Consider the following 22,696-nt stretch of genomic DNA (forward strand, 5'->3'; position numbering starts at 1 on the left):
CATATAAATAAAATTATAACATTTATTATCTATCCTTTGTTTCACTGTAATTACCTAAAGAAACTCTGCGTAGCTGCCTTTTGACTTGAAATAATTATAAATTTGCATATTTAGAATTTCTCTTAAACTATACCTCCAATTATGACAATAAAAATACAGCCTTTTCTATGTGAAAGACTGTATTTAGAGGCTAAACTATTAAATTTTCGTTTGATTTCTTAGAACTATGCTTCTCTTTTATATAGCATGCTCGCTTTAACGAAAGCTGAAAAAAGTTTTTGTGCAGCAATATCTCCTACAATTGCCTGTTCTTCTGGGTGCCACTGAACTGCTAGACAAAACGGAAACTCTTCATGGACCACCGCTTCGACTAGACCGTCACTAGATTTTGCTGCAACGACTAGCTTCTCCGCTAAAACATTTACTGCTTGATGATGAAAGGAATTAACAGCAATTTTTTCTTCTTCAATAATTGTTTTTAACAATGTATGAGGTGTTATGTGAACATAATGCGTGGCAACACCACGAGCCGCTTGTTGTGCATGTTTTAACAGCTTACTACTATGATATTCACTATCAACATCTTGGTATAATGTTCCACCTAATGCAACATTGAGCATTTGAATACCACGACAAATTCCGAATATCGGCATTTTCCTTGTAAAGGCTGCATTAAGTAAGGCCAGCTCCACCTTGTCTCTCTCCGGGTGTATCTTTCCTAGCCTTGGTAAAGGTTCAGCACCAAATTCAAATGGATGAACATCGTGCCCACCCGATAAAAGTAAACCATCCGTTAACGATAGAATTTGTGCCGCATCTTCCTCTACCCCCAGCGGAATAATAAGTGGGATCCCTCCAGCCTCAATAATGCTATTGCTATAGGCTACATTTAATCTCGATGATAAATCGTCTTCCGCAAACGCCGTTATACCTATAATTGGTTTCATCTATCTCCCCCCTTACCATAATCCTACATACCACTGTATTATGACATTTCCATAGAAATACACTATGACCGCTGCTAGTGCGATGGCAGGGCCAAATGGAATCGCTGTTTTTCTACCTTGCTGGCGCACTTGCAGCACAATCATACCGACAACCATTCCAATGACAGCTGCTATCAATAATGTCAATAGTGTGTGGATTGTACCTAATACAAGGCCAACTAGAAAGAATAATTTTATATCGCCGCCACCCATACCGCCACGTGACACAACTGCGATACTATATAATATGCCAAAGCCAACGACAGCACCTACAATACTATCCCACCAAGGCGTCAAAGGCGCTAGTATACGTCCAATCACTAATAATGGCAAAAAGCACAATAGCACTTTATCCGGTATAAGCATATAGGCAATATCCGATACAACAACAATCACCAATAAAGAAATCAATAATAATGCCACGATTAATTGTTCACTAAATCCATATTGCCAATATGAAAAGGCAAATAATATCCCGGTCAGCAGCTCCATTAACGGATAAATCCATGCAATTTTTTGCCCACAGCTACGACATTTACCTCCTAAAAATATATAGGACAATACAGGAATTAAATCTATTGCCGGCAATTGCCTCTGACAGGTTGTACAGTGTGAAGGTGGCTTGACTATCGACTCCTTCCTCGGCACACGTAAACCTACCACATTAAAAAACGAACCAAATACAAGTCCAAATACGAATACAAGTATTGTATAAGCCATTTCCATTTTTCTTACCCCCTAAACTAACATAGTGCTTATACTTGTTGTCCTTTATAATAAGGTTGTGACCTCGACGGTCGTGGTAATAGTAGACTCTACATTCTGCTAGTGTTTCTAACTTGTGTTTGATTTCATTATTGGTGAATCATAATTATAAAATTCTACAGCCGCTATCCGTGTTCCTGTCACCTTCATATAGCAATGGCACGTCTTTGGGGCACTTTTTTATGGACAAAAAATTGCACGGTAAAATAAAAGACCATTTACTAGTCACACTAGTAAACAGTCTTTATTTTTATTTCCTCAACAATCGGCCCGACAGTAGCATGCCGATGCCACCAATTGAGATGAAAAGTATTGCGCGTATTAATAAATCGAGTGCGGATAAGTCGAAGAATATCAGCTTTATAAAGGCGATGGCTAATATGATAAAGCCGGAAAGTCGCAGTATTCGTAAGTGCCGCACTGCGCCAAGCCACAGTGATAGGCTTGCCGTTAGAAAGAGCGTAATTGTTGTTAGTGCAATGCTAAGCTTCCAATCTAGTAAGTCGTTATAAGCGAGTTGTGACACAAGACCACATACTGCTAGCATCGTACTTACTACACCTATACTAACAATGGCATCTAAAAATTTCGGCATATAGTCTTGATAGATTCGATAAATACGTCCCTTCATAAGCAAATCAAGGATGATGGCCATAATCGTAGCAATGAAGGTTAACCGTGTCATAATATTGAGCCATTCAATCCCTTGTATATTAGAAGGAATAACGTTTAACATAAATGTAAATAACAAGAATAATACAGTCAGCACTGGCGTTAATGCCCGCCCTTTAAATGTTACTGGTAGCAACAGTGACCCTACAAACAACAATACAATGCTGATACTCATTAGATGTGGGGTATTACTAGCACTTACAATATAAACACTATCCAGCTTGCCTATATAAGCGATAAAGTAACTAGCTGTAATAACTGCTAATAAATCGAGCACATATAAATCTTTCATTAATTTCTCAAAGGCATTTAATGTTTCTTTACGACGTATGGCATACATATAAATAATGAAGAGATATACCCCTGGCATCAATAAAGCGAGATGTTCTATACTAAAAAATGGAGTTGGCTCGTGTATGACAAAGCTAATCATAAGTGCAATGAAAAATCCTACTGAACTGACAACTTTCATCACACTTGCTCGAAGTCGTAAGCTCATCATAACGCCTGCAAATAGTATGAATGGAAGAAGTAAATCATCCACTTTTTCAGGGATATTCATAATCAATAACGTATTACAAAGAGTAATAAATGCGAGTGTTACGGCACTATCAAATGCCTCCTGCCATTTTTGCTTATAGCCATAACCCGCTATAACTATAAATAACATACATAAACCAAACAGTAGGAGCTCTTTATAGTCAAGTGGACTACTTATCAAGTTCATCATTAGTAAGCTAAAGACCCCTAAACTAAATTGCAGTCCAACATAAATGTGCTTCCATTTCGATTCAGCATTATACAAGCGACACCAACTCGTGTAGAAAATAGCAAGTGTCATGAACAAACCTAATGCAAACATTCCTTGATTATCATTATTCATAAAGGCGACAATACCAATTGCCAAAATTGAGAAAAAAGTAGCGACATAAAGCGCAATGTTTTGTTTATGTTGCAGAATAACAAATTGCAACATTGTAAACAGGACAATGACAAAGAATAATATAATGTATGCGCTAAAATCCATATATTCTAGTAAATACGGTAATAACAATGAAGTAAAGGCGACAAATAAAGTAAGCACCTCATTTTTCTTTAGATAGCTGATTGCTATGCCATAGCCAATAAATAGGATGGCAATAAACAATGCTAATGTTAAGCCCAATACATCGTATAGCATAGCACCAGCAGCAGTAGTTAAAATACCTACGATAAATGCCCCTCCGTATAAGGAAATGGTTACGGCTGGTGACCCTAGCTTTTTATGTTCTACTACATAGGCTATGGTTGCTAATACGATGGATAATAAATAAGCGAGGATGATTTTCACCTCGTTTGATAGGTAGCCATAATCACTAACTAGTTTTAACCCCCATAACACGCCCAATACTAAAATAACCATAAATACTTTCGGAAGCGCCCACATAATTTGCTCTTCGATTGAACGCCCTTGTTGTACATTTGTTTTTGCTGTTGGGATTGGCGAAATTGGTGGCGTTGGCTTAGCTTTTGCGATTGGTAAGGCAGATTGGCCAGTGATGGATTTGTTGATGTTTTGTATCGTTGTCTTTTCTTGTGACTGTTGGTGCTTTAACTCATCCATTTCCCGCCGTAACGCTACCATCTCTTTTTCTAGCTTAGCAATTCGCTGCTCCATTTCTAGCGACAATTCATCATCCCCCTTAGCGATTAGAATTTTCTTACATTATACCACATTCACTTTTATTGTAAAATTACACTTTTTTATAACTGTAATTAAATTTTATCGAGGTTTTCGATACATTAAGGCACGTTCACTATCACTGGTACCACTCGTAGTCGGATCGACAACAACCCCCATTAAAACAAGAATCGATAACACTGTATTCAAAATGGACGTTAGTTGCTCACTCATTGCACTTGTTAAATCATAACCAAACAAGGCGCCCACTTGTTGAGCGAGTAGTAACAGCATGGAAAATAAAGCTAATAAAAACGGCTTATGCATGAATCGAATCTTCCAGTTAATTCTCATAAATGCTCACCTCCCCCCTCCTCACCACAGTATATGCACCACGTCACTTGACACATATGCAAAAATATAGCTTTAGCAAGGAATGCTTCCTCCTAATGTCGTTACACTTTCTATCACACTAGGCGCTAATGAATCAATGATTTACATGGGTTAATCGGGGATTTACATCGACTTATCAGCGCTTACAACCTTTTCTATGAACTAAAAGTGACAACTTCACATACTATAGAAAGGAACGATTTGATAAAGGGGATGTCAAATGTCTTGTAGGGAAAGACCCGATGTGTGGGACGAAGATGGAAGAGATATTGAGCGTTGGGAAAATGACGGTGGTCGAAGTAATTTTACTAGATACTTCTAAGCGGCTATATAACGGTTTCCAAAAACCCTGTAAAAAAAGCAGGCTGTCCTCAAAATGACTAGGACAGCCCGCTAAACATTACCATATATCAATATTGTCAAAAGAAACAATGGAAATCGGTTCTTTCGATAACTGCTTGGAACACAAGGCAACGATATGACAATCATCTAAATCAAACAATTGAAAGCTATACTTTTGTGACAGTTGGTTGCTTTCATACAATTGTATTGTTTCAGGTTGAATGCAAAACGAAAAAGAATCAAGTGGAATAGTCAATCCTTTTCCCTCAGCTTTTATATAACTTTCTTTCAATGTCCAAAGTTTATAAAAATACTGTATTTGTTTGTCTTTTGGTCGACTTAAAATATCTTGATACTCACTGCTTGTAAAATAGGCTTTTGCAATGTCCATCTCTATCGTTGTTACTTGTTCTATATCTATTCCAATAGGCGTATCACTTACTGCACATACAACCCAGTTACCTGAATGCGCCAAATTAAAATGAATATGGTCGAAATTTTGAAGATTAGGCTTACCATATTCATTGATAGTGAAATGAATCTGGTCATTTGTCATGCCAAAGTCCCTCTTTAAAGAATGACGCAGAAGAACTTCTGCCAATATAGAGCGCTTTTTATCTTCATCAAAGTGAAATTTGCTTACTTTTTCTTTTCTTTCAGCAGATATCCTTAGCTCAAATTGTTGGAAAATATCTTGATACGCTTTTTCTGTTATTTTTATTGCATATTTATAGATCATGATTGTGCTCCATATAAATTTTAATAGTGCTAGTCTTTGGATTTCACTTTATAGTATAATTTTGCAACAAGAAATACAAAAGCGTAAATTACTTGGCCATCTTCTCTTCACCCTTGTTGCTATAAGTATCGGTACTTTCCACTATCCATTTCATAATGCTTTCTTCTCTTTCCTTAATATTGTCAACCTTCGCATCAAATTTATTCATTTTCTTAGAAGCGACAATTTTTCCATCTACCATAAATAGAACTCTTTCAGTTTTTGCAGCAACTTTTGCATCATGTGTTACCAGCATAACTGTTGTACCTTTTTTATTGATTTCTGTTAAAAGTGACATAATTTCTGTCGCTGATTTAGAATCTAATGCGCCTGTCGGTTCATCTCCAAATAGAATATCTGGATCATTAATTAATGCCCTACATATCGCGACCCTTTGTAACTGGCCCCCTGAAGCTTGATTAATATTATTATTTTCAAGCGCTGCAATTCCAGTCATTTCTAGTAATTTTTTTGCTCTTTTATATACTTTATTTTTATCTGCATCTTTGGATACAAGCGCAGGGAACATAACATTATCAATTAACGAGAGGTTTTTTAAAAGATTTATATTTTGGAATATAAAACCCATATTATTTAATCGGATCTTCGCTAGATTTTCTTCTTTTAGTTTGCCGATCTCATTCCCTTTAAAAAGTACATCGCCAGAGGAAATTCGATCCATACCACTTACATTATATAAGAGTGTTGATTTTCCACTGCCTGATGGACCCATTACGGCTACAAATTCTCCCTCTTTAATTTCTAGATTTACATCTTTTAAAATATGCAGTTCATTGTTTTTTCCTAATTCTACTATTTTATTAATTCTTGTCGCCTCTAAAATGTTATTCATATCTATTCCTCCATTGCATCGTCTTTCTGCTTCTTAACCCTTTAAAATAACAGATAAATCATCTTTTACAGTTACTTTACAGCACACAGTGATCGTGATACCAACTACTACTATTAATGCTAAAGGACATAGTAGCCAAGTTTGCCATGCAACGTTTACTAACTCTATTTTCGCAGCGCCCATAGAAGACATCCCCATACTTACAAGATACTCTCCTAAGTAATTCGAAACTAGTACACCTAAGAAAATTCCTATTATTAGTACTAGTAGTGTTCCAGCCATATATTGTTGTTTAATATTATTGGCTGTTAATCCCATACTGCGCATAATAGCGATTTGAGACATATCTTTTGATAATAACATTCTCAAGAATAGGGCTGTAATTAAAACAATAATGATTAATGAAATGGCAATTCCACCGATAACAACCGTACTCATTTGACCAATAATATTGCCAAGCGTTTGCTGAGTATATTCTTTAATATCATTGACCTGTGCAGAGGCATATTGGCTTTGATAATATTCCATTTTTTCTGGAATATTGACATCTTTAGCCACATCCATGTTCACTATATACCAAAGAATCGCATTTTCATTTAGTTCAAGACTTGTTGTGGCCTTTGCCGTTTTCCCGCCATTTGTAATATCTTGATAGATACCACTTACTGTCATCTTCTTCTCTGCTCCAGCAACCTTTACGATTACCGTATCTCCGACTTTTTTATCTAATCCATCTTTAGAGGCATTCGCATAAGATAGAGCAATTTCTCCATCCTCTTTCGGCGCATTTCCCTCCAAATAACTTAGTGGAAATACTGAAAAATCACCGGTTTCAATATTTATATAATCCCATGCACCTTCTGCATTTTTAACCTGAAACGAGCCTGTAATATAAGCAGCGTATTTTTCAATATCTGGATCATTTGCTAACTCTTCTTGCAATTTTTTATAATCTTCTGTAATCGTATCTGTTTTTCGAAGGTCAATCCTCATATCAGATTTCCCTACACCCATATAAGTAGAGAATTCCGGTGAATTCATCGTATTATATACATTTATTGGAAGTATGATAATAAATGTACAGATAACAAATATAACGATAAGTAATCTATATAATTTGAAACGCTTAAATACATCTCGAATACCCATATAAATATTGGTACTGAAAAATTTATTTTTTAGCAGGGAGAAGCTATATTTCTTATTCTTACCGCGTTGCATAATATCTGAACGTAGTGCTTCTACAGCAGAAATCTTATCAATTCGTTTTAGCACTTTCTTGAAGTACAACGTAATGATGAAATAAACAAATAATGGCGCTATAAGAGAAAGTGCATATTTCAAGTTACCTGATAAATCAGAAGATATGTAAAGTCTCATATTCCCCGTAAACAGATTAACAACTACAAAGGACAGTAAATATCCCACAATACCTGCAACTACAGAAATAGCTCTATACTTATTAAGATATACCTTTTTAATATCTTTCTTAGAGATTCCGATCGCTTTCATTACACCGATTTCTCTTAAATCCTCATCAATCGTTGCTAAGAATGTCAGTCGAATACAAAGCGATGCAATAATAATAAGCAAAATACTAATCAGTATAATAACCATCGCTACAATCGTATCTGACATTGCATTAAATATTAAGAATATTTTTCCGCCAACTGTAGGTCCATTTGCCGGAAGACCTGCATCAATATATGCTGTCTGAACAGCTTGAGCATCGCCAGTCTCATGTAGTTTGAATTGAATTAAATATTCGCGTTCGCCTACTTGATTTACCAACATTTCATTATAATCAGATTGATTGATAACAAAACGTTTTGACGAAGTAAGCGAAGAATTCATCTCATAATCTCGGGCATAATCTGAAATGGTAAATTCCTTTTCATAATCGCCTCTTTTCACCGTAATCGTTTCGCCAACTTTTAAGTTATATTGCTGCATAAAATAAATAGGAACAGCTACAGTCCCTTCTTTTACGTCCAACTTATTGTTGTTTAGATCCAATATATAATCAAAACTTTTATTTTGAACAACAAATGATATGTCCTGTACAGTACCTGCCATTGTATTGTTGTTTCCAAAATGTATATTATTTCCATCTAAAGTGAGAAGAACCATCGTTTCCTGCATAGCAATATGTTCACGTTGTTCTTCTGTAAATTTATCAATATCTCGCTGATTATAATCTCCTGCATGCATCTGCGTGATATCGGCTGGGTGTGCTCTTTCTTGCAGTTCTGACATTGACTGCGTTAAATTTGCAATGATATTTGTTGCACTAGCTCCTAAAATTACTGCCATCGTTATAAAAATAAATATTGTTGCCGTAACAATTTTCTTTCTGTAGCAATCATTCTTTACCATTTTCAGAAACAAAGCTATTCCTCCTTCATCTAACTACACGACTTACCTATTTATTAAATTTTTATTATTAAATTGACTGCTCAGTTGGTATTAGCTCAGTATCTTTTTGTTTTTCCATTTCTCGAATACCTTTAGATTTTGAAACAAATAATGCCGTAATTATTAGTCCTACTCCAGAAAGAATGATTAAAAAACCAATTCCCCTTGTTTCACCAGTACCTATAATTTTTCCAACAGAATTTGCTAGAATGCCTCCTTCAACTAACGCTGGGTTAAATACGTAATCGGCCAGAACACCTGCAATAACGTAAGCAACGACGAAACCTATTTGTGATATTAAAGAAATCAGTCCCCATGCTCTACCTTGCTTCTCATTGTCTATCGATTTTCGTATTAAAACATCAATACATGTCGTTGCAAATGGCAATGAAGCAAAGAATAAAAATCCGGAAATAATAATAACTGGGATACTTGTTGTGGCGCCGAATCCTGCCATCGTTATACCAGATACAACGAAACTAACGACCATTACTTTCACAAAATTTCTCTTGATAATTCCCGTACCAATCAAAATACTGGATACCATCATACCGCATGCTACAACTGTCTGAAGTATTCCGGTTGTTTTCTCACTGGCAAATGATAAAATCATCGGTTTTGATAGTACTTGAATAATTCCCATATAGAACATTAAAACGGAAACCAGTACTATAAGAAGCATAACCCCTTTTGATTCCACAATAATTTGCCAACCTTCTTTTAAATCTTTGAAAAAGTCTAAATCCTTTTTCTCCAAAGGCTTTACCGAAAGCGATTTTCTTACAAAAAGAATTGTTGAAACTGTTACAGCAAGTGTCAAAATATCAATGATGATAATTAATTCCATACTGTAAAATGCTAAAATTAGACCACCAATAATTGGTGAAATCAAAAATTTAGAAGAGGAAGCAATCCCCACCATACCACTTGCCTTTGCATATTCATCCTCTGATAGTAAATCCGTTAGTGTTGCTTTATACGCTGGATCTAATAATGATGCGAAGGCTGAACTAAATCCTACACAAAGACAGATTTGCCATACTTGAATATTTCCTGTATTCATTAGCACTAATAACAAAATGAGTCCCAACCCTGAGACACAATCACCAATAATCATAAGGAGTCTTCTGTCAAATCGATCTGCAAGAACTCCTGCAGCCGGACTGAATAAGATCATGGGTAGTAGCGCTGCCATTTCAACCATAGCAACATCCAATGCGGATTTCGTAAGTTGCCAAACGTATACGCCAAGACCGAAGGCAGTCATACCAGTACCGATATTAGATATCAGCTCCCCCATCCAGATGACCAAGAACTTTTTAAATCCTGCATCTGTCTTTACGTCATTCATAATTCGAGTCCTCCTTCTTTTTAAAATTTACTCCAATAATATTTTACAGTTTTAGCCGTTAAATAAAAAATAGTATTTACCACATAATAACTTTTTAACTATAGTTTTACTATAATTTATTAATTTTGAATAACATTCTTAAAAAACAAAGTAAGAACTTCTCCTATTTGAGAATTTTCCAATATAAATATTCCTTTGAAGTTACATCTAAACCACCAAAACTCGTTATTTAAATTCTACCAATATATTTACCGTACTTTATAGGGCGGGTTTCCGATTAAAATAATACGGAAAACCACACTTGACATTAAAAAATAAATATTTACACTAGTTGATAACAAAGTAAAAAAAACGACAAAAACACTTAAACAGTGTTTTGTCGTTATAGATGTGTATGAATATTACAAAAATTATTATATTATTAGTAAAAAACGTATAATATATAAACATTAATTGATTCTTACTACTTAATTAAAATGATATTTATCCGTTTCTAAAGTAGTTAATTCATTCCATTTAACAGCTGCCTCTGCTCGTGATTCGACACCAAGCTTAGAAAAAATTGTGCTTAATACTTTCTCTATTGTCCGTTGGCTTAAATGAATTTCTAGTGCAATAGCCTTATTAGTATATCCATCTCTGACAAAATCTAAAATTTGTCGTTCTCTCTCTGTCAGATTTATAGAATCTTTAGCTCCAACATTATGTACATACAGCTTTTTAAGAAGCGAAAGTGAAATAATAACTTTCCCTTCATGTGCATATTGAATTGTATCAATCAATTGTTTTCTACTTTCCGTTTTACTAATAAATCCTGATATCCCCTTGTTTAATAATTCGGGTAAATATTTCTCGATATTATAACCTGTATAAATAATCGCAATTGCTTCAGGATGAATTTTAAGTAATTTTTCAATAAATTGCAGTCCATCCATTCCTGCTAAGTTAAAATCAATTAAGTAGATATCATAAAATGATTCGGATAAGTGCTGTAAAGCAATACAGGGATCTGTAAACACCACTGCTTGACAGTCTAGTTCAGCTTGCAATATGGCCCGTGTGCCTTCACCAATAGCAATATGATCATCCAATACCATTATTTTCAAAATCCTCACCTATTTTCATAGATAGTTTAATGTTTGTCCCTTGCGGCTGATTTGATCTTATTAAAAATGTCCCCTGATAATACTTTATACGTTCCTTCATTCCCATTAGTCCTATACTTTTCATACAGTCTTGTTGAATATTTTCATCAATACCAATTCCATCATCCCAATATTCAATAAAAACTTTTTGTGCTCGGGATGTCAATGAAATATAGACGGACTGTGCCTGTGAATGTTTATTTGCATTGGAGAGCAACTCTTGAATAATACGATAGATTGTAGTGGATTGCTGCAATGATAAACCTTCAATCCTTTGAAAATCCTCTTTAATCAAAAAGTTAAACCGAATTTTACATTTCTGTATTAACTCCTCTAACGAGCGGTGTAGACCAAGTCTATCGATTAAAGGCGGATATAAATTTTCACAAATTTCTCTTGTATTATCCACAATATCCAGTACTTCTTCACGCAAATGCATAAAAGCCTCTTTGTCATCTTGTTCTTTTGTTGCAGCTTCTTCCATATTACGACTCATACGAATCAAATCTTGTAAAATCGTATCATGTATCTCTGTAGATAACCGTAAACGTTCTTTCTCTGAAGACAAAATCCATAACCTATTATACCATCGAGGTGCATGCAATTTGTCTAACTTCGTCAGTTGTGCCATAAGTTCATCCAACTTAAGTGAATTATCGATAATGCTTTGAACATAGTACAAAAATAGTTCAAGCATTTTTAAAGATTCGGACGGTATTTTACGAAATTTTGTGTCTGTGATTGCTAACAACTTAGAGTCTACTGTTTCATAGAGTACCAATATGTATTTCGTGTCATGTTTATAAATTAAATTGGGACAAATAACACGACATTTATGTTCTTCTATATAACCAAGAGATTGCGTTAAATTATCTTCTATAATCTCAATATTATTCAGCATTAACATTAGATTTAGCTCTTGTTTAATATATTCCATAAGCTTGTCGAAGTTAGTAGCATAATGTGCTGATGATTTAATGAATCGGTAAAAATTGGAAAAATTATAGTTCTTTAAAGTACTTAAATAACGAGCATTCCGTACTTCCATACTTTCCTTGTATGACAACAGTAAAATGGAGGAAATAAATGTAATCAAAAAATAAAGACTATATATGTAAAACGAGCGTACTTCCTCAAGAGATAGTAAAATAAATGATAACACGAGACTAAATGGAATCGCCAATTGTAAATGTGAAAACATGCGATTAAGCGCATATTGTAAGTTAACAAAATTTCCTGCCATTTCTAAGTAAATCAGACAAATAGGGACCACTAATAAAAACAACGCCGTCACATCTGCTGGTAGAAATGGATGCACATTAAAAATTGTTGGAATTCCATAACATAATACAAACGGTCCAATGCCTAAAAAAAAGATGCAGAATAATGGTTTGGCATAGTATTTAGTATTGCTTTTAGCTGCGATCATAATATTAATAGCCAGTAAGCAGCATAAAATTAAATATACTGATAGTTCAAATATAGTCTGCACTTTAAGTAGATCTTTCATGAAAATCCTCACTATATTCATCACTACAATCGTTATACCGATAACAAAAAAAACATTACGCAACTTTTTTTGAAAAGCATCATCCATTGTTCTTAAAAAATAATTACAGTAGAAAATACAATTCACAATGCTAAGGAAGATTGCTAATGAATTAATAACAGTACTAATGAAATCTCCTCGTCCTGCTGCACCTGCACTTATATAAGCTAATGCTGTAAATTGTAAATGAAAAATCAAATACTGTTTGTTCTTAGTAAGTATTTGTTTAAATAAAAAAAGACAAAAAGCAGTTGTGATTAAGGTATATAATAATGGCATAATTAACTGCTTTATTAATTGTGCGTTTATATTCTTATTCGACACGATTAACTTTTCCACTTTTCCTTCATGCCATATTGTTATGCTGTGCGCTTGTGTAATTAGAAAAGGGGATGAAGTATTGGCTGACAGCTTCATCCCATCTAATTCTAAAACTTTCGTATAGGGCACTAAATTTTGAGATGCTGCCCAACTTTCCTCTTCAATCTGTTGAATATACCAACTTTGATCTTGTGATTGAACTAGTGTAATCCCAATAATAGGCCCGTTAACGACAACGGATAAACAATACAATTGTATGAAAAAAGTGAGAAAAAGCGAAATTAAGATATTAGCCTTTTCTTGTTTCATATGTTTACGGACGCCAAAACGTTGCATGCGGATCCTTAAATGTTTTCTTTTCACCGTGTTTAAAGGATTCTACAGTTAAACTTTGCTCTAACTCATTTACATTTAAAAGTGAAATTCTATTTTCTTTTAAAAGGTCTAAAATGTTGGGCTTTTTATGAAGATATTGAATGATTTCTAACATGTCCTTCACACCTCTTAAATATATTTTTCGAATAGTGATACATCTTAGGTTGGATAAATTTCTTTTAGTAATTCAAGTGCAAGATTACGATATTTAGACTGTAATAGATGTATATATAGATAACCCTGAAGCTCCGATTTGCTGTGGCATAATGCAAATATTCATTGTTGAATCGCCTGCTGACTATAATACAAGCGTAATTCATCCAATGCTGAATCTTCATATTGTAATAGATACAATATTGGCAATGCTCCTTTTTATGTGAATATTTGTAAGTTTAATGTGTCGCCATAATCATTATTTAACTGAGCAACCATTGCAATATAGTGTGCACTCATTTCAAGCTTTTCAATATACTTTCCAGTTGCTAATACTTCTCCGAGTAATAAAGAAATGCAATTTAAATTTTGACTGTTATGTATCCCCGGCATTAGAGGGATAAATAATAATGGTGATTTCTCTCTTTTACATTAATGGGAAACCCATCTATTTACAATCTGTTTAAGAGCTAATCATTAAATTTGTCATCTATGACTCATGACAGTTATCTTTTTTCCAATCATTACTATTATACCTAAAATACTAAAATTGTAAATATATTCATAAATATTAATACCTATTAACAATATAATGCATTATATTACATAATTCCGCAACTATAGTTTCATATCTTTTATTAGTAAAAATATAGCAAGAAATTATTTAAGAACATCACTATAAATACTGTACAAAGATAGGAAATCATAACGAAAATCCATTTTAATACTATAAATCGAAGCACAATTCAGTTAGAAAGGCATCAAGAGTGGATTCCACTTCTTGATGCCTTTTGTCAATACTCTGAGAGGCTGGGATAAAAGAGAAAAGGTGTTAGATTGATGGCAGTCAATCTAACACTTTTTTTGCTGCGCCGTTGTTGTCCGCTTCGGCGGTGCTTTCCGCTCAGCACAGTAAGCCGCAACCCTCGCTAACGCGCAGAATGCCCGCGTCTTACGCTGTGTGCGTTGTGAGCAGGAGTCACCGCCTCCGCTACCCACAACTAGCGAACATTTCTAGTTTTTTATTTATTGCAAAAGCAAGAATAGCTAAGTTCTCCATATAGCAAAATTTTTGAACACCTTTCCTCTGTTCCTTAAATTTTTTTAGTTATGTCCCAGCCTCTTTCTACCATACAAAGTTAGATTTAGTAAGCGCGCGCAAACCAAACTGTATGTTGTGCTTTTTTCCCACAATGAATGCAAGTATGCTTTGTAACTGGTGGGTTAAATGGTATATTACGAGTTGTAAATTTTGTTTCTTCTTTTACCTTTTCTTCACACACATCATCTCCACACCAACCCGCTAAAATCCAACCTGGGATTGTTTCATTTTGTTCAGATTGAGCTAAATGCTGTTTTAACTGTTCCATTGAATCGATATGGGTATGGGAGTTGTTTGCACGGAAAGCTTTTGCTTTTTCAAATAGTCGCGTTTGCATCGTTTCAAGTTCTGTTTCTATGCTTTTAACAATTGTGTCTAAAGAAACAGTTACTTTTTCTTCTTCATCACGGGCTTTCATTAAGCCTTGCTGATTTTCTAAATCACGTGGCCCCAATTCAATACGCACAGGTACACCTTTTAGCTCCCATTCATTAAACTTATAACCAGGTGATTGGTCTGAATCATCAAGACGCACACGAATACCCTTTGCTTTTAACGCTACAAAAATTTCATCTAATTTCTCGATAATCTTAGGGTTCTTTTTCCACGGACCGACTGGGATTAACACAACTTGCGTTGGAGCGATTCTTGGCGGTAAAACAAGACCTTGTTCATCACCATGCACCATAATAACAGAACCGATTAAACGGGTAGACGTTCCCCACGATGTTGTATGCACATGGACATGTTTATTTTCTTTATTTAAATATTTGATATCAAAAGCTTCGGCAAATTTCGTACCTAAATAATGAGATGTCCCTGCTTGTACGGCCTTGCCATCCTTCATCATCGCTTCAATGGAAAATGTATCAACTGCTCCAGCAAAACGTTCTGATGGTGTTTTTTGCCCATCATAGACAGGAATGGCTAATAGTCCTTCGACAACTTCTTTATAAATAGCTAACATTTGCATTGTTTCTTTCCGTGCATCTTCTTCATCGACATGCGCCGTATGACCTTCTTGCCATAAAAATTCTGAAGTACGGATAAACGGTAGCGTTTTCTTTTCCCAACGGAATACATTGGCCCATTGATTGATTAAAACAGGAAGGTCTCGATAACTTTTAATCCAATTAGAATACAAATGCCCAATCATTGTTTCCGAAGTTGGGCGTAGCGCTAAACGCTCTTCTAATTGTTCACCTGCCGCTTCGGTCACCCAAGGAAGCTCTGGTGAAAATCCTTCAATATGATCCTTTTCCTTTTGGAAAAAAGATTCTGGAATGAGCATTGGGAAGTAGGCATTGCGGTGCCCTGTTTCCTTAAAACGCTTATCCATCTCCGCTTGAATATGCTCCCACAGTTCATAGCCATCTGGTTTAAAGGCAATACAACCACGAACCGGCGTATAATCCATTAAATCCGCCTTTTGTATCGTTTCCACATACCATTTTGAAAAATCGTTTGTTTTTTGAGACATCTTTTTCTCCTCCTATTTTGAAAAATCTATTTTGCTTTGGCAAAATTGCATCTGATTTTTTTAGAGCCTGCTCAAATAGCTCCTTTTAAAATCTGCGATACCCACCGGGGCATTTAACTTAATTTGGCATGCGTCCATATATTTCGTCTTCATCCCCTAGCTAATGCTAAATCAAGTTCATAAAAAAAGCATAAAGCATCCTAATAAAGGACGTCTTTACGCTAGTTGACGTGGTACCACCTTAGTTCGGCATAATATGCATATTACGCCCTCTAAACGTTTGTAACGAAACGACTCGGTTAGTTGTTAACTGACATCTCCGTGGTAGGGTTCAATAAGAAGGGGTGCTATAGCTCTCAGCCTAGGCTATATTTTCTGTTTCACAATTCTTATTTACTTAATCACATCATCGATTGTATATGTATACATTAATATACCAATTTGCTAAATGTAATTCAATCATTACGATAGGTCATTGAACGTTAAAATAAATACCAACATTAAAACATTTTGATGTTTTCATTAAATCAAGTAGAATGAGTTTGAAACACTTATATGAAAGGTGATTATATGCAACGTCAACTAACAGAAAAATTATGGCGTGAAGAAAAATATCGCGTCATGTTCCATAGCCAAAAGCATTACAATCAACTCCGTCTGGCAATGCGCGACATGATGAGCCATGAGCAAATTAAACAATTAATCGAAGTTGCATTACAACAAACGCCAACTGAAGGCAGCATGCGCAATGCCTGTCAGCATATGTGGGGGTATTTCCGTAAAGTAGCCTCAATAGAAGAAAAACGAACATACGAGCAATTGCTTCTTACTTATCAAATACCAGCGCTACTTTGTTTTTTACAACAATTAGCCATTCAATATAACGTTACTTATTTACGTGAAAGTACTATTTTACAAATACAGTAGAAGTAGTTATTGCCTCAATGCAAGTCTACAAACAAGCACCCCCCTTACTATCAAGCTCTTAGGAGAGAATCTATATGAACACAAATAAGGACAACAATGACGTTATCTTTCTTACAAATCCAACCGAACGTATAACGCATCCATTTTATAATAAACAAATCGTCTTTACAGGGGCTCTTTCCACGATGACACGCGCAGAAGCTGCAAAAAAAGCACGAGCTTGTGGCGGTTTAATGCAAGGGGCTGTGACTAAGGACACAACTTTTGTTATTCTTGGCCAAAACCGACGAGGCAAAAGCACGAAACATTTAAAAGCAGAGCAACTCATCCAACTTGGATATGACATTCAAATTATTGCTGAAGATGATTTTATTTGGCTTATTTCCATGCAAAAAGACTATATCCCATCTTCTTTACAATAACTGCTACCGCGAAATAGCGAACTGCAATAGGTTTGACAATTAACACCGTATAGACGGAACAAATGTAATCTCCTACATAAAAACACGTTGACCAGCTGCGCTTCACCGCATCCAATCAACGTGTATTTTAATGTGCGTACTATTTTTGCACTACTGGTGCAGGGTAGTCAAAGCCCTTTGTATCCACTTCAACTTTTTTCATGATTTGATCTTCTAATGGCTTATCTGTGGCATCACGTTCAACGGCAACGATTTCATCTACCGTTTCCATTCCTTCAATCACTTTGCCAAATGCAGCATATTTTTTATCAAGATGTGACGCTTCTTCTGTCATAATAAAAAATTGGGAGCCCGCAGAATTTGGGTCGTCCGTCCGTGCCATTGAAATGACACCGCGTTCATGTTTTAAATTATTTTCAAAGCCATTCTTAGCAAACTCACCTTTGATTGAATAATCAGGACCACCTGATCCATTTCCTGAAGGATCGCCTCCTTGAATCATAAAGCCAGGAATTACACGATGAAAAATAAGCCCATCATAAAATCCTTTGTTTACTAAGGTAATAAAATTCGCCACTGTATTCGGTGCTACTTTAGGCTCTAGTTCAATCACAATTTTTTTATCATCGTTCATTGTAATCGTCACAATTGGATTTTCTTTCACAGCCGATGCATAATCTACTTTTTCTTCCGCTGTCTTATCCTCTTTTGACGTCCCACAACCCGTCACAATAAAAACTACTGCCATTAGGCTAAAAACAACATACAGTACTCTAGATTGTGCCAATAGTCTTACCACTCCCTATATCAGTTTATTAAAGTATATAACTACGAGATTATTCATCACAACTTTAAACTTACAAATGAATAGTAAAAACAGCGATTTCAGGCGGAACCATAAAACGAGCAGCGATTCTAGACGTGCCAATACCCGTATTGACATAAAGCTGCATGCCATTGTCTTTATTAATCGTATAAAATCCATCGTCATATTTTTCAGCCAACGACGTCTTTATAGTTTTCATAAAGGGAATCCGTATTTGCCCTCCATGACTATGTCCAGCTAACAGCAAATTAACAGAAGTATCTTTTAAAAGCTCTGCCATATCTGGCTCATGCATAAGTACAATTTCATAATCATACGTATCATCCATTTGCGATAGCAACAGGTCTATATCCGGCTTTCCAAGTAAACCATCATCAATTCCTCCGATAAATAGTTTTTTATCATTTGAAACTGGAACCGTAACGCCATTATTATTCAATAATGTAAAATCAGCATTCGTTAATAAATCTTCATAGATTTTAAAAGCTCCGCCACCATAATCGCGATTTCCCCATACTGCAAATTTCCCCACCGTCGCGTTAAGTTGCGATAAACTATCGGTGACTTCTTGTTTTTGTGGAAACGCAGAAAAATTTTCGAATAAATCCCCTGTAAACACAATCATATCAGGCGAAATCTGATTAATCTTTTCGACTAAACGATTTAATTGATTGACGGTATATGTTTCACTAACTTGAATATCTGATATTTGAACTATTTTAACTGATTCACCTTTGTCTTCATTCAAATGATACGAATGAACGACGAGCATCTTTGGTTCAATTTTAAAAGCGTATCCTACAAGTAAACCTATTAATACCACGACTAATAAAACGATTTTTACAACTATTTTAAAGTTCTTCATTCGACTGCGAATGCCCCTTTCAAACTGATAGGTGCGTATTAAGCTCTTTTCACAACTGAAAAGGTACTAAAAAAGAACGTGCACCCAACCGATGCTCGTTCTTTGTTTATGTTGATTTAACTAAATCAAACCTTATGGTAAAACGAATATACGAGTCTACTACCACCACTCCATACTGTAAATCATTTTTACTGAAGAAGCCATACATTATTAGCAAAAAACTGCTAATGCTATAGGGATTTGCAGTATCTCTTATGTATAATAGAGGAAAGTCATATTAAGGACGTGGTACAATGCAAATCGAAAGGGTCAGTATTCCTAAATCGGCACAGCCTATAATTAGTACATCTAGTAAAGGCGACCAATCAAAATGGCGTATTGGCGATAAGTGGGTAAAACAAAATGCTCGTGGCTATGAAAGTCATGCAGAAGTATTGGCGACTCTTGTACTTAGCTGCTCCAGTTTGCCTATCAACCGCTACGTTCAATACTTTCCTTGTGAAATTGAATTACCTGATGGTGAAATGACTAGAGGATGTTATTCATATGATTTTCGTGGAGAATTACAAGAAGTTACACTCGAACGGTTATTTGAGGCAAATTTCACCACAACTGATGCTATTACTACGGACAAGACACTATCAACAGCAGAGAAATTCCAGCAACTATCTGCACAAATTGAAAGCTTTACAGGGCTTAACATACGAAAGGAATTGGCACAATTATTTGCTTTTGATGCACTCATTTTAAATGAAGACCGTCATACCAATAACATCTTATTTTTGTATGACCCTAAGCATAGATCATGGTCACTCGCACCTATTTTTGACAATGGGTTAAGCCTATTATCTGATGAAAAAGATTATGCACAAGGTAAACCGATTTCCATTTTAAAACGAAAAGTAAAAGCAAAGCCACTTAATTCATCGTTTGCAAAGCAACTTTCACTTTATGATGGCCCACCGTTTATTAATAAAAAGCTTTTAATAGCACGCCTGGAAGATAGTCCTTTAGATTTTGGACGTGCAAAAACCGTTTTACTATCACAACTGAATGACCCTATATTTCAAAAGTTATGGATAGAAGGTGATAATGATGATTGATTTTATGAAATTTGATGTCATGTGGATGGACGAGGTGATTGCTTCTGTAGATTTAAAGCCAGCTAATGGTGGTACACCTTATGTCGTTAATTATATTGAAGATTTCAATAAGCAATTTTCACCAAACATGGAAGGGCATATTACCCTAGAAGAATTAGAACGTTGGCTGAAATGGCGGACTTTCCCCCCTACTCGCATGAATGCACAGGAGCTTCTTGAAAGTCTAGGTTTACAAGCCTACAATCGCTGGGGCATTGTCCGTAAAACACATGGCGTTATGGCAGATGACGAGATTTGGTTACGCTTTAAAGGTGAAACATTGACACATCGAGATGTCTGTTTACGTAAAGATTTATACTACCCTGATTTGGAAACATAATGGAGAATAGCTAGTTATCGACAAAATAACGACAACTAGCTATTGCGATATCGCTATAAATTAAGTATTTGGCCAAACTTTGCAATCGTTTTCGAGCAGCCATTTATGCTCTGCTTCAAATATCCGTTCTGTCCATGGGGCATTTTCTAAATGACGAATCATCCAGCAAAAATACATTGCATAGCCTGGGGCTGTCGCTTGCGGATGGTCTAATCCTCCAGGTATGGTAAGAAAGCTATTATGCTTGACGCGAAACGCTTCATCACCAACCATTGCACAACCGAAGCCTTGCTCTTTATTGAATCGATAGTAATACACTTCTGGCTGTTTATGATGATGTGGAGGATAGCTTGACCAACGACCTGGGTGAGAAATCACTTCACCAATGACTAAATTTGAATAAGGGGCAGTTGAATAATCAAAAATCGTTCGGATTGTACGGTATGACGTTTTATCTAACGTATTTGCACCAGCCTCCTCACTCGTACATTCTTCTGGTAAATATAAACGGCTTGCAAAGATGTTGTGATTATTGGTTTTTTGAATAAGCACTTCACTTTCTGCTAATGCTTCTATGATGATTTCAATCCCTTTGCATACGTGCAGGCAATGCGGCGATTGTTGAAAAATATCTTCTCGGCAAACCTCTTTCGATTGATCTTCCCACGATAATTTGACAAAGCCTTCAAGTGGTAGTATGACTGTCTCACACTCTATATCGTAAAGTATAATTGTCTCGCCTTTGCGCAATAAATAAACCCCGATATCCATTAGCATCTTTGTATCGTCTGTGCGATGTGTTATTGCGTTGTATCCATGCTGAAACTTGCCTATTGTTTTATACATTATTTCACACCTTCCCATCACATCTATACAAATTCATACAGTATTCTAGAACAAGCCCTATATGCCTGTTAAATTAGCAATATAAGAACGAGCAATTTTTGCATATTTAAATGGATTTGCTTTTGCAGGGTCTTGCTCAGCCTCTACAATGCACCAGCCTTTGTAATTCATTGTTGCTAACTCCTTAAAAATCGGTTCGAAATCAATTTGACCATCCCCCGGTACTGTGTAGATGCCCGCCTTTACCGCATCTAAAAAGCTTAATTGTTCATGTTTAACAAGCGTGAGCACTTCATCTCGAACATCTTTTAAATGCACATGATGAATGCGGTTCGCGTGTTTTTTGAGAACGGCTAAATAATCTTCCCCAGCAAAATATAAGTGCCCACAATCAAATAATAAAGACACAAGCCCCTTGTCTGTTTCAGCCATTAAACGGTCAATTTCTGATACGGTTTGAATACCTGTTCCCATATGATGATGATAGACAATGCGCATATCTTTTTGTTGTGCAAGGGCACCAAGCTTTTCTAAACCAGTCGTCAGTAATTCCCATTCCTGTTGATTAAAAGTCGGTTTATTTTGCATTATGCTTACATCCGGTTGTCCTTGAATGCTTTTACCTTGTTCAGAAACAACAATGACTTTTGCACCCATTGCATATAGAAAATCACGATGTACTAAAAATGCTTGTTCTGTTTCTTTGTAAGGTGCTGTCGTTAAATAGGAACTAAACCAGGCAGAAGCGACTTGTAATCCTCGAATATCTAAATAGGAATGCAATATAGCAGGATCTTTCGGAAACTTGTTGCCAATTTCACATCCAGTAAAGCCTGCTAATGCCATTTCGCTAATACATTGTTCGAATGTAATCTCACGACCTAGCTCTGGCAAATCATCATTAGTCCAACCAATTGGCGCAATTCCTAATTTAATATTCTCTTTATCTAACACGAACATCACCTGCTACTAAAAACATTATCAAAAA

Annotated in this window: 20 protein-coding genes and 1 other annotated feature; of the genes, 4 read left to right on the forward strand and 16 right to left on the reverse strand. The window is 35.6% G+C overall.

The features are described from left to right. Nucleotides 1–224: 224 nt before the first annotated feature. From C9J37_RS05360 to proS, 12 genes are all read right to left on the reverse strand, one after another. Entirely contained in the window at nucleotides 225–947 is a 723-nt protein-coding gene (locus C9J37_RS05360) for a gamma-glutamyl-gamma-aminobutyrate hydrolase family protein (RefSeq protein ID WP_107894565.1), read from the reverse strand. Between the two features lie 12 nt (nucleotides 948–959). Further along, nucleotides 960–1,712: a prepilin peptidase gene (locus C9J37_RS05365; RefSeq protein ID WP_107894566.1), complete on the reverse strand. Its 753-nt coding sequence runs from the start codon at nucleotides 1,710–1,712 to the stop codon at nucleotides 960–962. Between the two features lie 289 nt (nucleotides 1,713–2,001). Next, a complete protein-coding gene (locus C9J37_RS05370) occupies nucleotides 2,002–4,092 on the reverse strand; it encodes a DUF2339 domain-containing protein (protein WP_107894567.1) in 2,091 nt (696 codons plus the stop codon). Nucleotides 4,093–4,185: 93 nt separating this feature from the next. Then, on the reverse strand, nucleotides 4,186–4,437 hold the full coding sequence (locus C9J37_RS05375; protein WP_024361536.1) for a phage holin: 252 nt from the start codon (nucleotides 4,435–4,437) through the stop codon (nucleotides 4,186–4,188). Nucleotides 4,438–4,876: 439 nt separating this feature from the next. Next, nucleotides 4,877–5,557: a 4'-phosphopantetheinyl transferase family protein gene (locus tag C9J37_RS05380; RefSeq protein WP_107894568.1), complete on the reverse strand. Its 681-nt coding sequence runs from the start codon at nucleotides 5,555–5,557 to the stop codon at nucleotides 4,877–4,879. An 88-nt stretch (nucleotides 5,558–5,645) separates the two neighbouring features. Then, nucleotides 5,646–6,449, reverse strand: a complete 804-nt coding sequence (locus tag C9J37_RS05385) for an ABC transporter ATP-binding protein (RefSeq protein ID WP_107894569.1) — start codon at nucleotides 6,447–6,449, stop codon at nucleotides 5,646–5,648. Between the two features lie 33 nt (nucleotides 6,450–6,482). Continuing rightward, the gene (locus C9J37_RS05390; RefSeq protein WP_107894570.1) at nucleotides 6,483–8,837 is read right to left on the reverse strand and encodes an ABC transporter permease; all 2,355 of its coding nucleotides are present in this window, start codon (nucleotides 8,835–8,837) and stop codon (nucleotides 6,483–6,485) included. Nucleotides 8,838–8,892: 55 nt separating this feature from the next. After that, nucleotides 8,893–10,215, reverse strand: coding sequence for an MFS transporter (locus C9J37_RS05395; protein WP_107894571.1), 1,323 nt, complete (start codon nucleotides 10,213–10,215; stop codon nucleotides 8,893–8,895). Nucleotides 10,216–10,682: 467 nt separating this feature from the next. Beyond that, on the reverse strand, nucleotides 10,683–11,312 hold the full coding sequence (locus C9J37_RS05400; RefSeq protein WP_137067728.1) for a response regulator: 630 nt from the start codon (nucleotides 11,310–11,312) through the stop codon (nucleotides 10,683–10,685). After that, entirely contained in the window at nucleotides 11,299–13,539 is a 2,241-nt protein-coding gene (locus C9J37_RS05405) for a sensor histidine kinase (RefSeq protein ID WP_167397261.1), read from the reverse strand. Before C9J37_RS05405 ends, C9J37_RS05400 begins: the two co-directional genes overlap by 14 nt. A 4-nt stretch (nucleotides 13,540–13,543) precedes the next feature. Continuing rightward, nucleotides 13,544–13,720, reverse strand: coding sequence for a competence pheromone ComX (locus C9J37_RS05410; RefSeq protein WP_107894574.1), 177 nt, complete (start codon nucleotides 13,718–13,720; stop codon nucleotides 13,544–13,546). Between the two features lie 1,183 nt (nucleotides 13,721–14,903). Then, nucleotides 14,904–16,340, reverse strand: a complete 1,437-nt coding sequence (gene proS / locus C9J37_RS05415) for a proline--tRNA ligase (RefSeq protein ID WP_107894575.1) — start codon at nucleotides 16,338–16,340, stop codon at nucleotides 14,904–14,906. A gap of 203 nt (nucleotides 16,341–16,543) precedes the next feature. After that, nucleotides 16,544–16,759, reverse strand: a binding site (T-box leader). 151 nt (nucleotides 16,760–16,910) lie between these two features. Here proS and C9J37_RS05420 point away from each other — a divergent pair. Beyond that, nucleotides 16,911–17,267 (forward strand): YbgA family protein, encoded by a 357-nt coding sequence (locus C9J37_RS05420; RefSeq protein ID WP_107894719.1) that lies wholly within the window; start codon nucleotides 16,911–16,913, stop codon nucleotides 17,265–17,267. A gap of 74 nt (nucleotides 17,268–17,341) precedes the next feature. Further along, nucleotides 17,342–17,689, forward strand: a complete 348-nt coding sequence (locus tag C9J37_RS05425) for a BRCT domain-containing protein (RefSeq protein ID WP_107894576.1) — start codon at nucleotides 17,342–17,344, stop codon at nucleotides 17,687–17,689. 139 nt (nucleotides 17,690–17,828) lie between these two features. Here C9J37_RS05425 and C9J37_RS05430 read toward each other — a convergent pair whose 3' ends face one another. Further along, the gene (locus C9J37_RS05430) at nucleotides 17,829–18,437 is read right to left on the reverse strand and encodes a peptidylprolyl isomerase (protein ID WP_107894720.1); all 609 of its coding nucleotides are present in this window, start codon (nucleotides 18,435–18,437) and stop codon (nucleotides 17,829–17,831) included. 109 nt (nucleotides 18,438–18,546) lie between these two features. Beyond that, nucleotides 18,547–19,380 (reverse strand): metallophosphoesterase, encoded by an 834-nt coding sequence (locus C9J37_RS05435; protein ID WP_107894577.1) that lies wholly within the window; start codon nucleotides 19,378–19,380, stop codon nucleotides 18,547–18,549. Nucleotides 19,381–19,673: 293 nt separating this feature from the next. On the opposite strand from C9J37_RS05435, the gene C9J37_RS05440 reads away from it, so the two are divergent. Beyond that, nucleotides 19,674–20,483: a hypothetical protein gene (locus C9J37_RS05440; protein ID WP_235617035.1), complete on the forward strand. Its 810-nt coding sequence runs from the start codon at nucleotides 19,674–19,676 to the stop codon at nucleotides 20,481–20,483. Then, a complete protein-coding gene (locus C9J37_RS05445) occupies nucleotides 20,473–20,862 on the forward strand; it encodes a hypothetical protein (RefSeq protein WP_227665417.1) in 390 nt (129 codons plus the stop codon). Before C9J37_RS05440 ends, C9J37_RS05445 begins: the two co-directional genes overlap by 11 nt. A gap of 60 nt (nucleotides 20,863–20,922) precedes the next feature. Here C9J37_RS05445 and C9J37_RS05450 read toward each other — a convergent pair whose 3' ends face one another. Together C9J37_RS05450 and iolE are read right to left on the reverse strand one after the other, a co-directional pair. Further along, the gene (locus C9J37_RS05450) at nucleotides 20,923–21,708 is read right to left on the reverse strand and encodes a 5-deoxy-glucuronate isomerase (protein WP_107894578.1); all 786 of its coding nucleotides are present in this window, start codon (nucleotides 21,706–21,708) and stop codon (nucleotides 20,923–20,925) included. Between the two features lie 57 nt (nucleotides 21,709–21,765). Further along, on the reverse strand, nucleotides 21,766–22,668 hold the full coding sequence (iolE, locus tag C9J37_RS05455) for a myo-inosose-2 dehydratase (protein ID WP_201262132.1): 903 nt from the start codon (nucleotides 22,666–22,668) through the stop codon (nucleotides 21,766–21,768). Nucleotides 22,669–22,696: the final 28 nt, after the last annotated feature.

The organism is Lysinibacillus mangiferihumi (assembly GCF_003049665.1).
GTDB classification, from domain to species: Bacteria; Bacillota; Bacilli; order Bacillales_A; family Planococcaceae; genus Lysinibacillus; species Lysinibacillus mangiferihumi.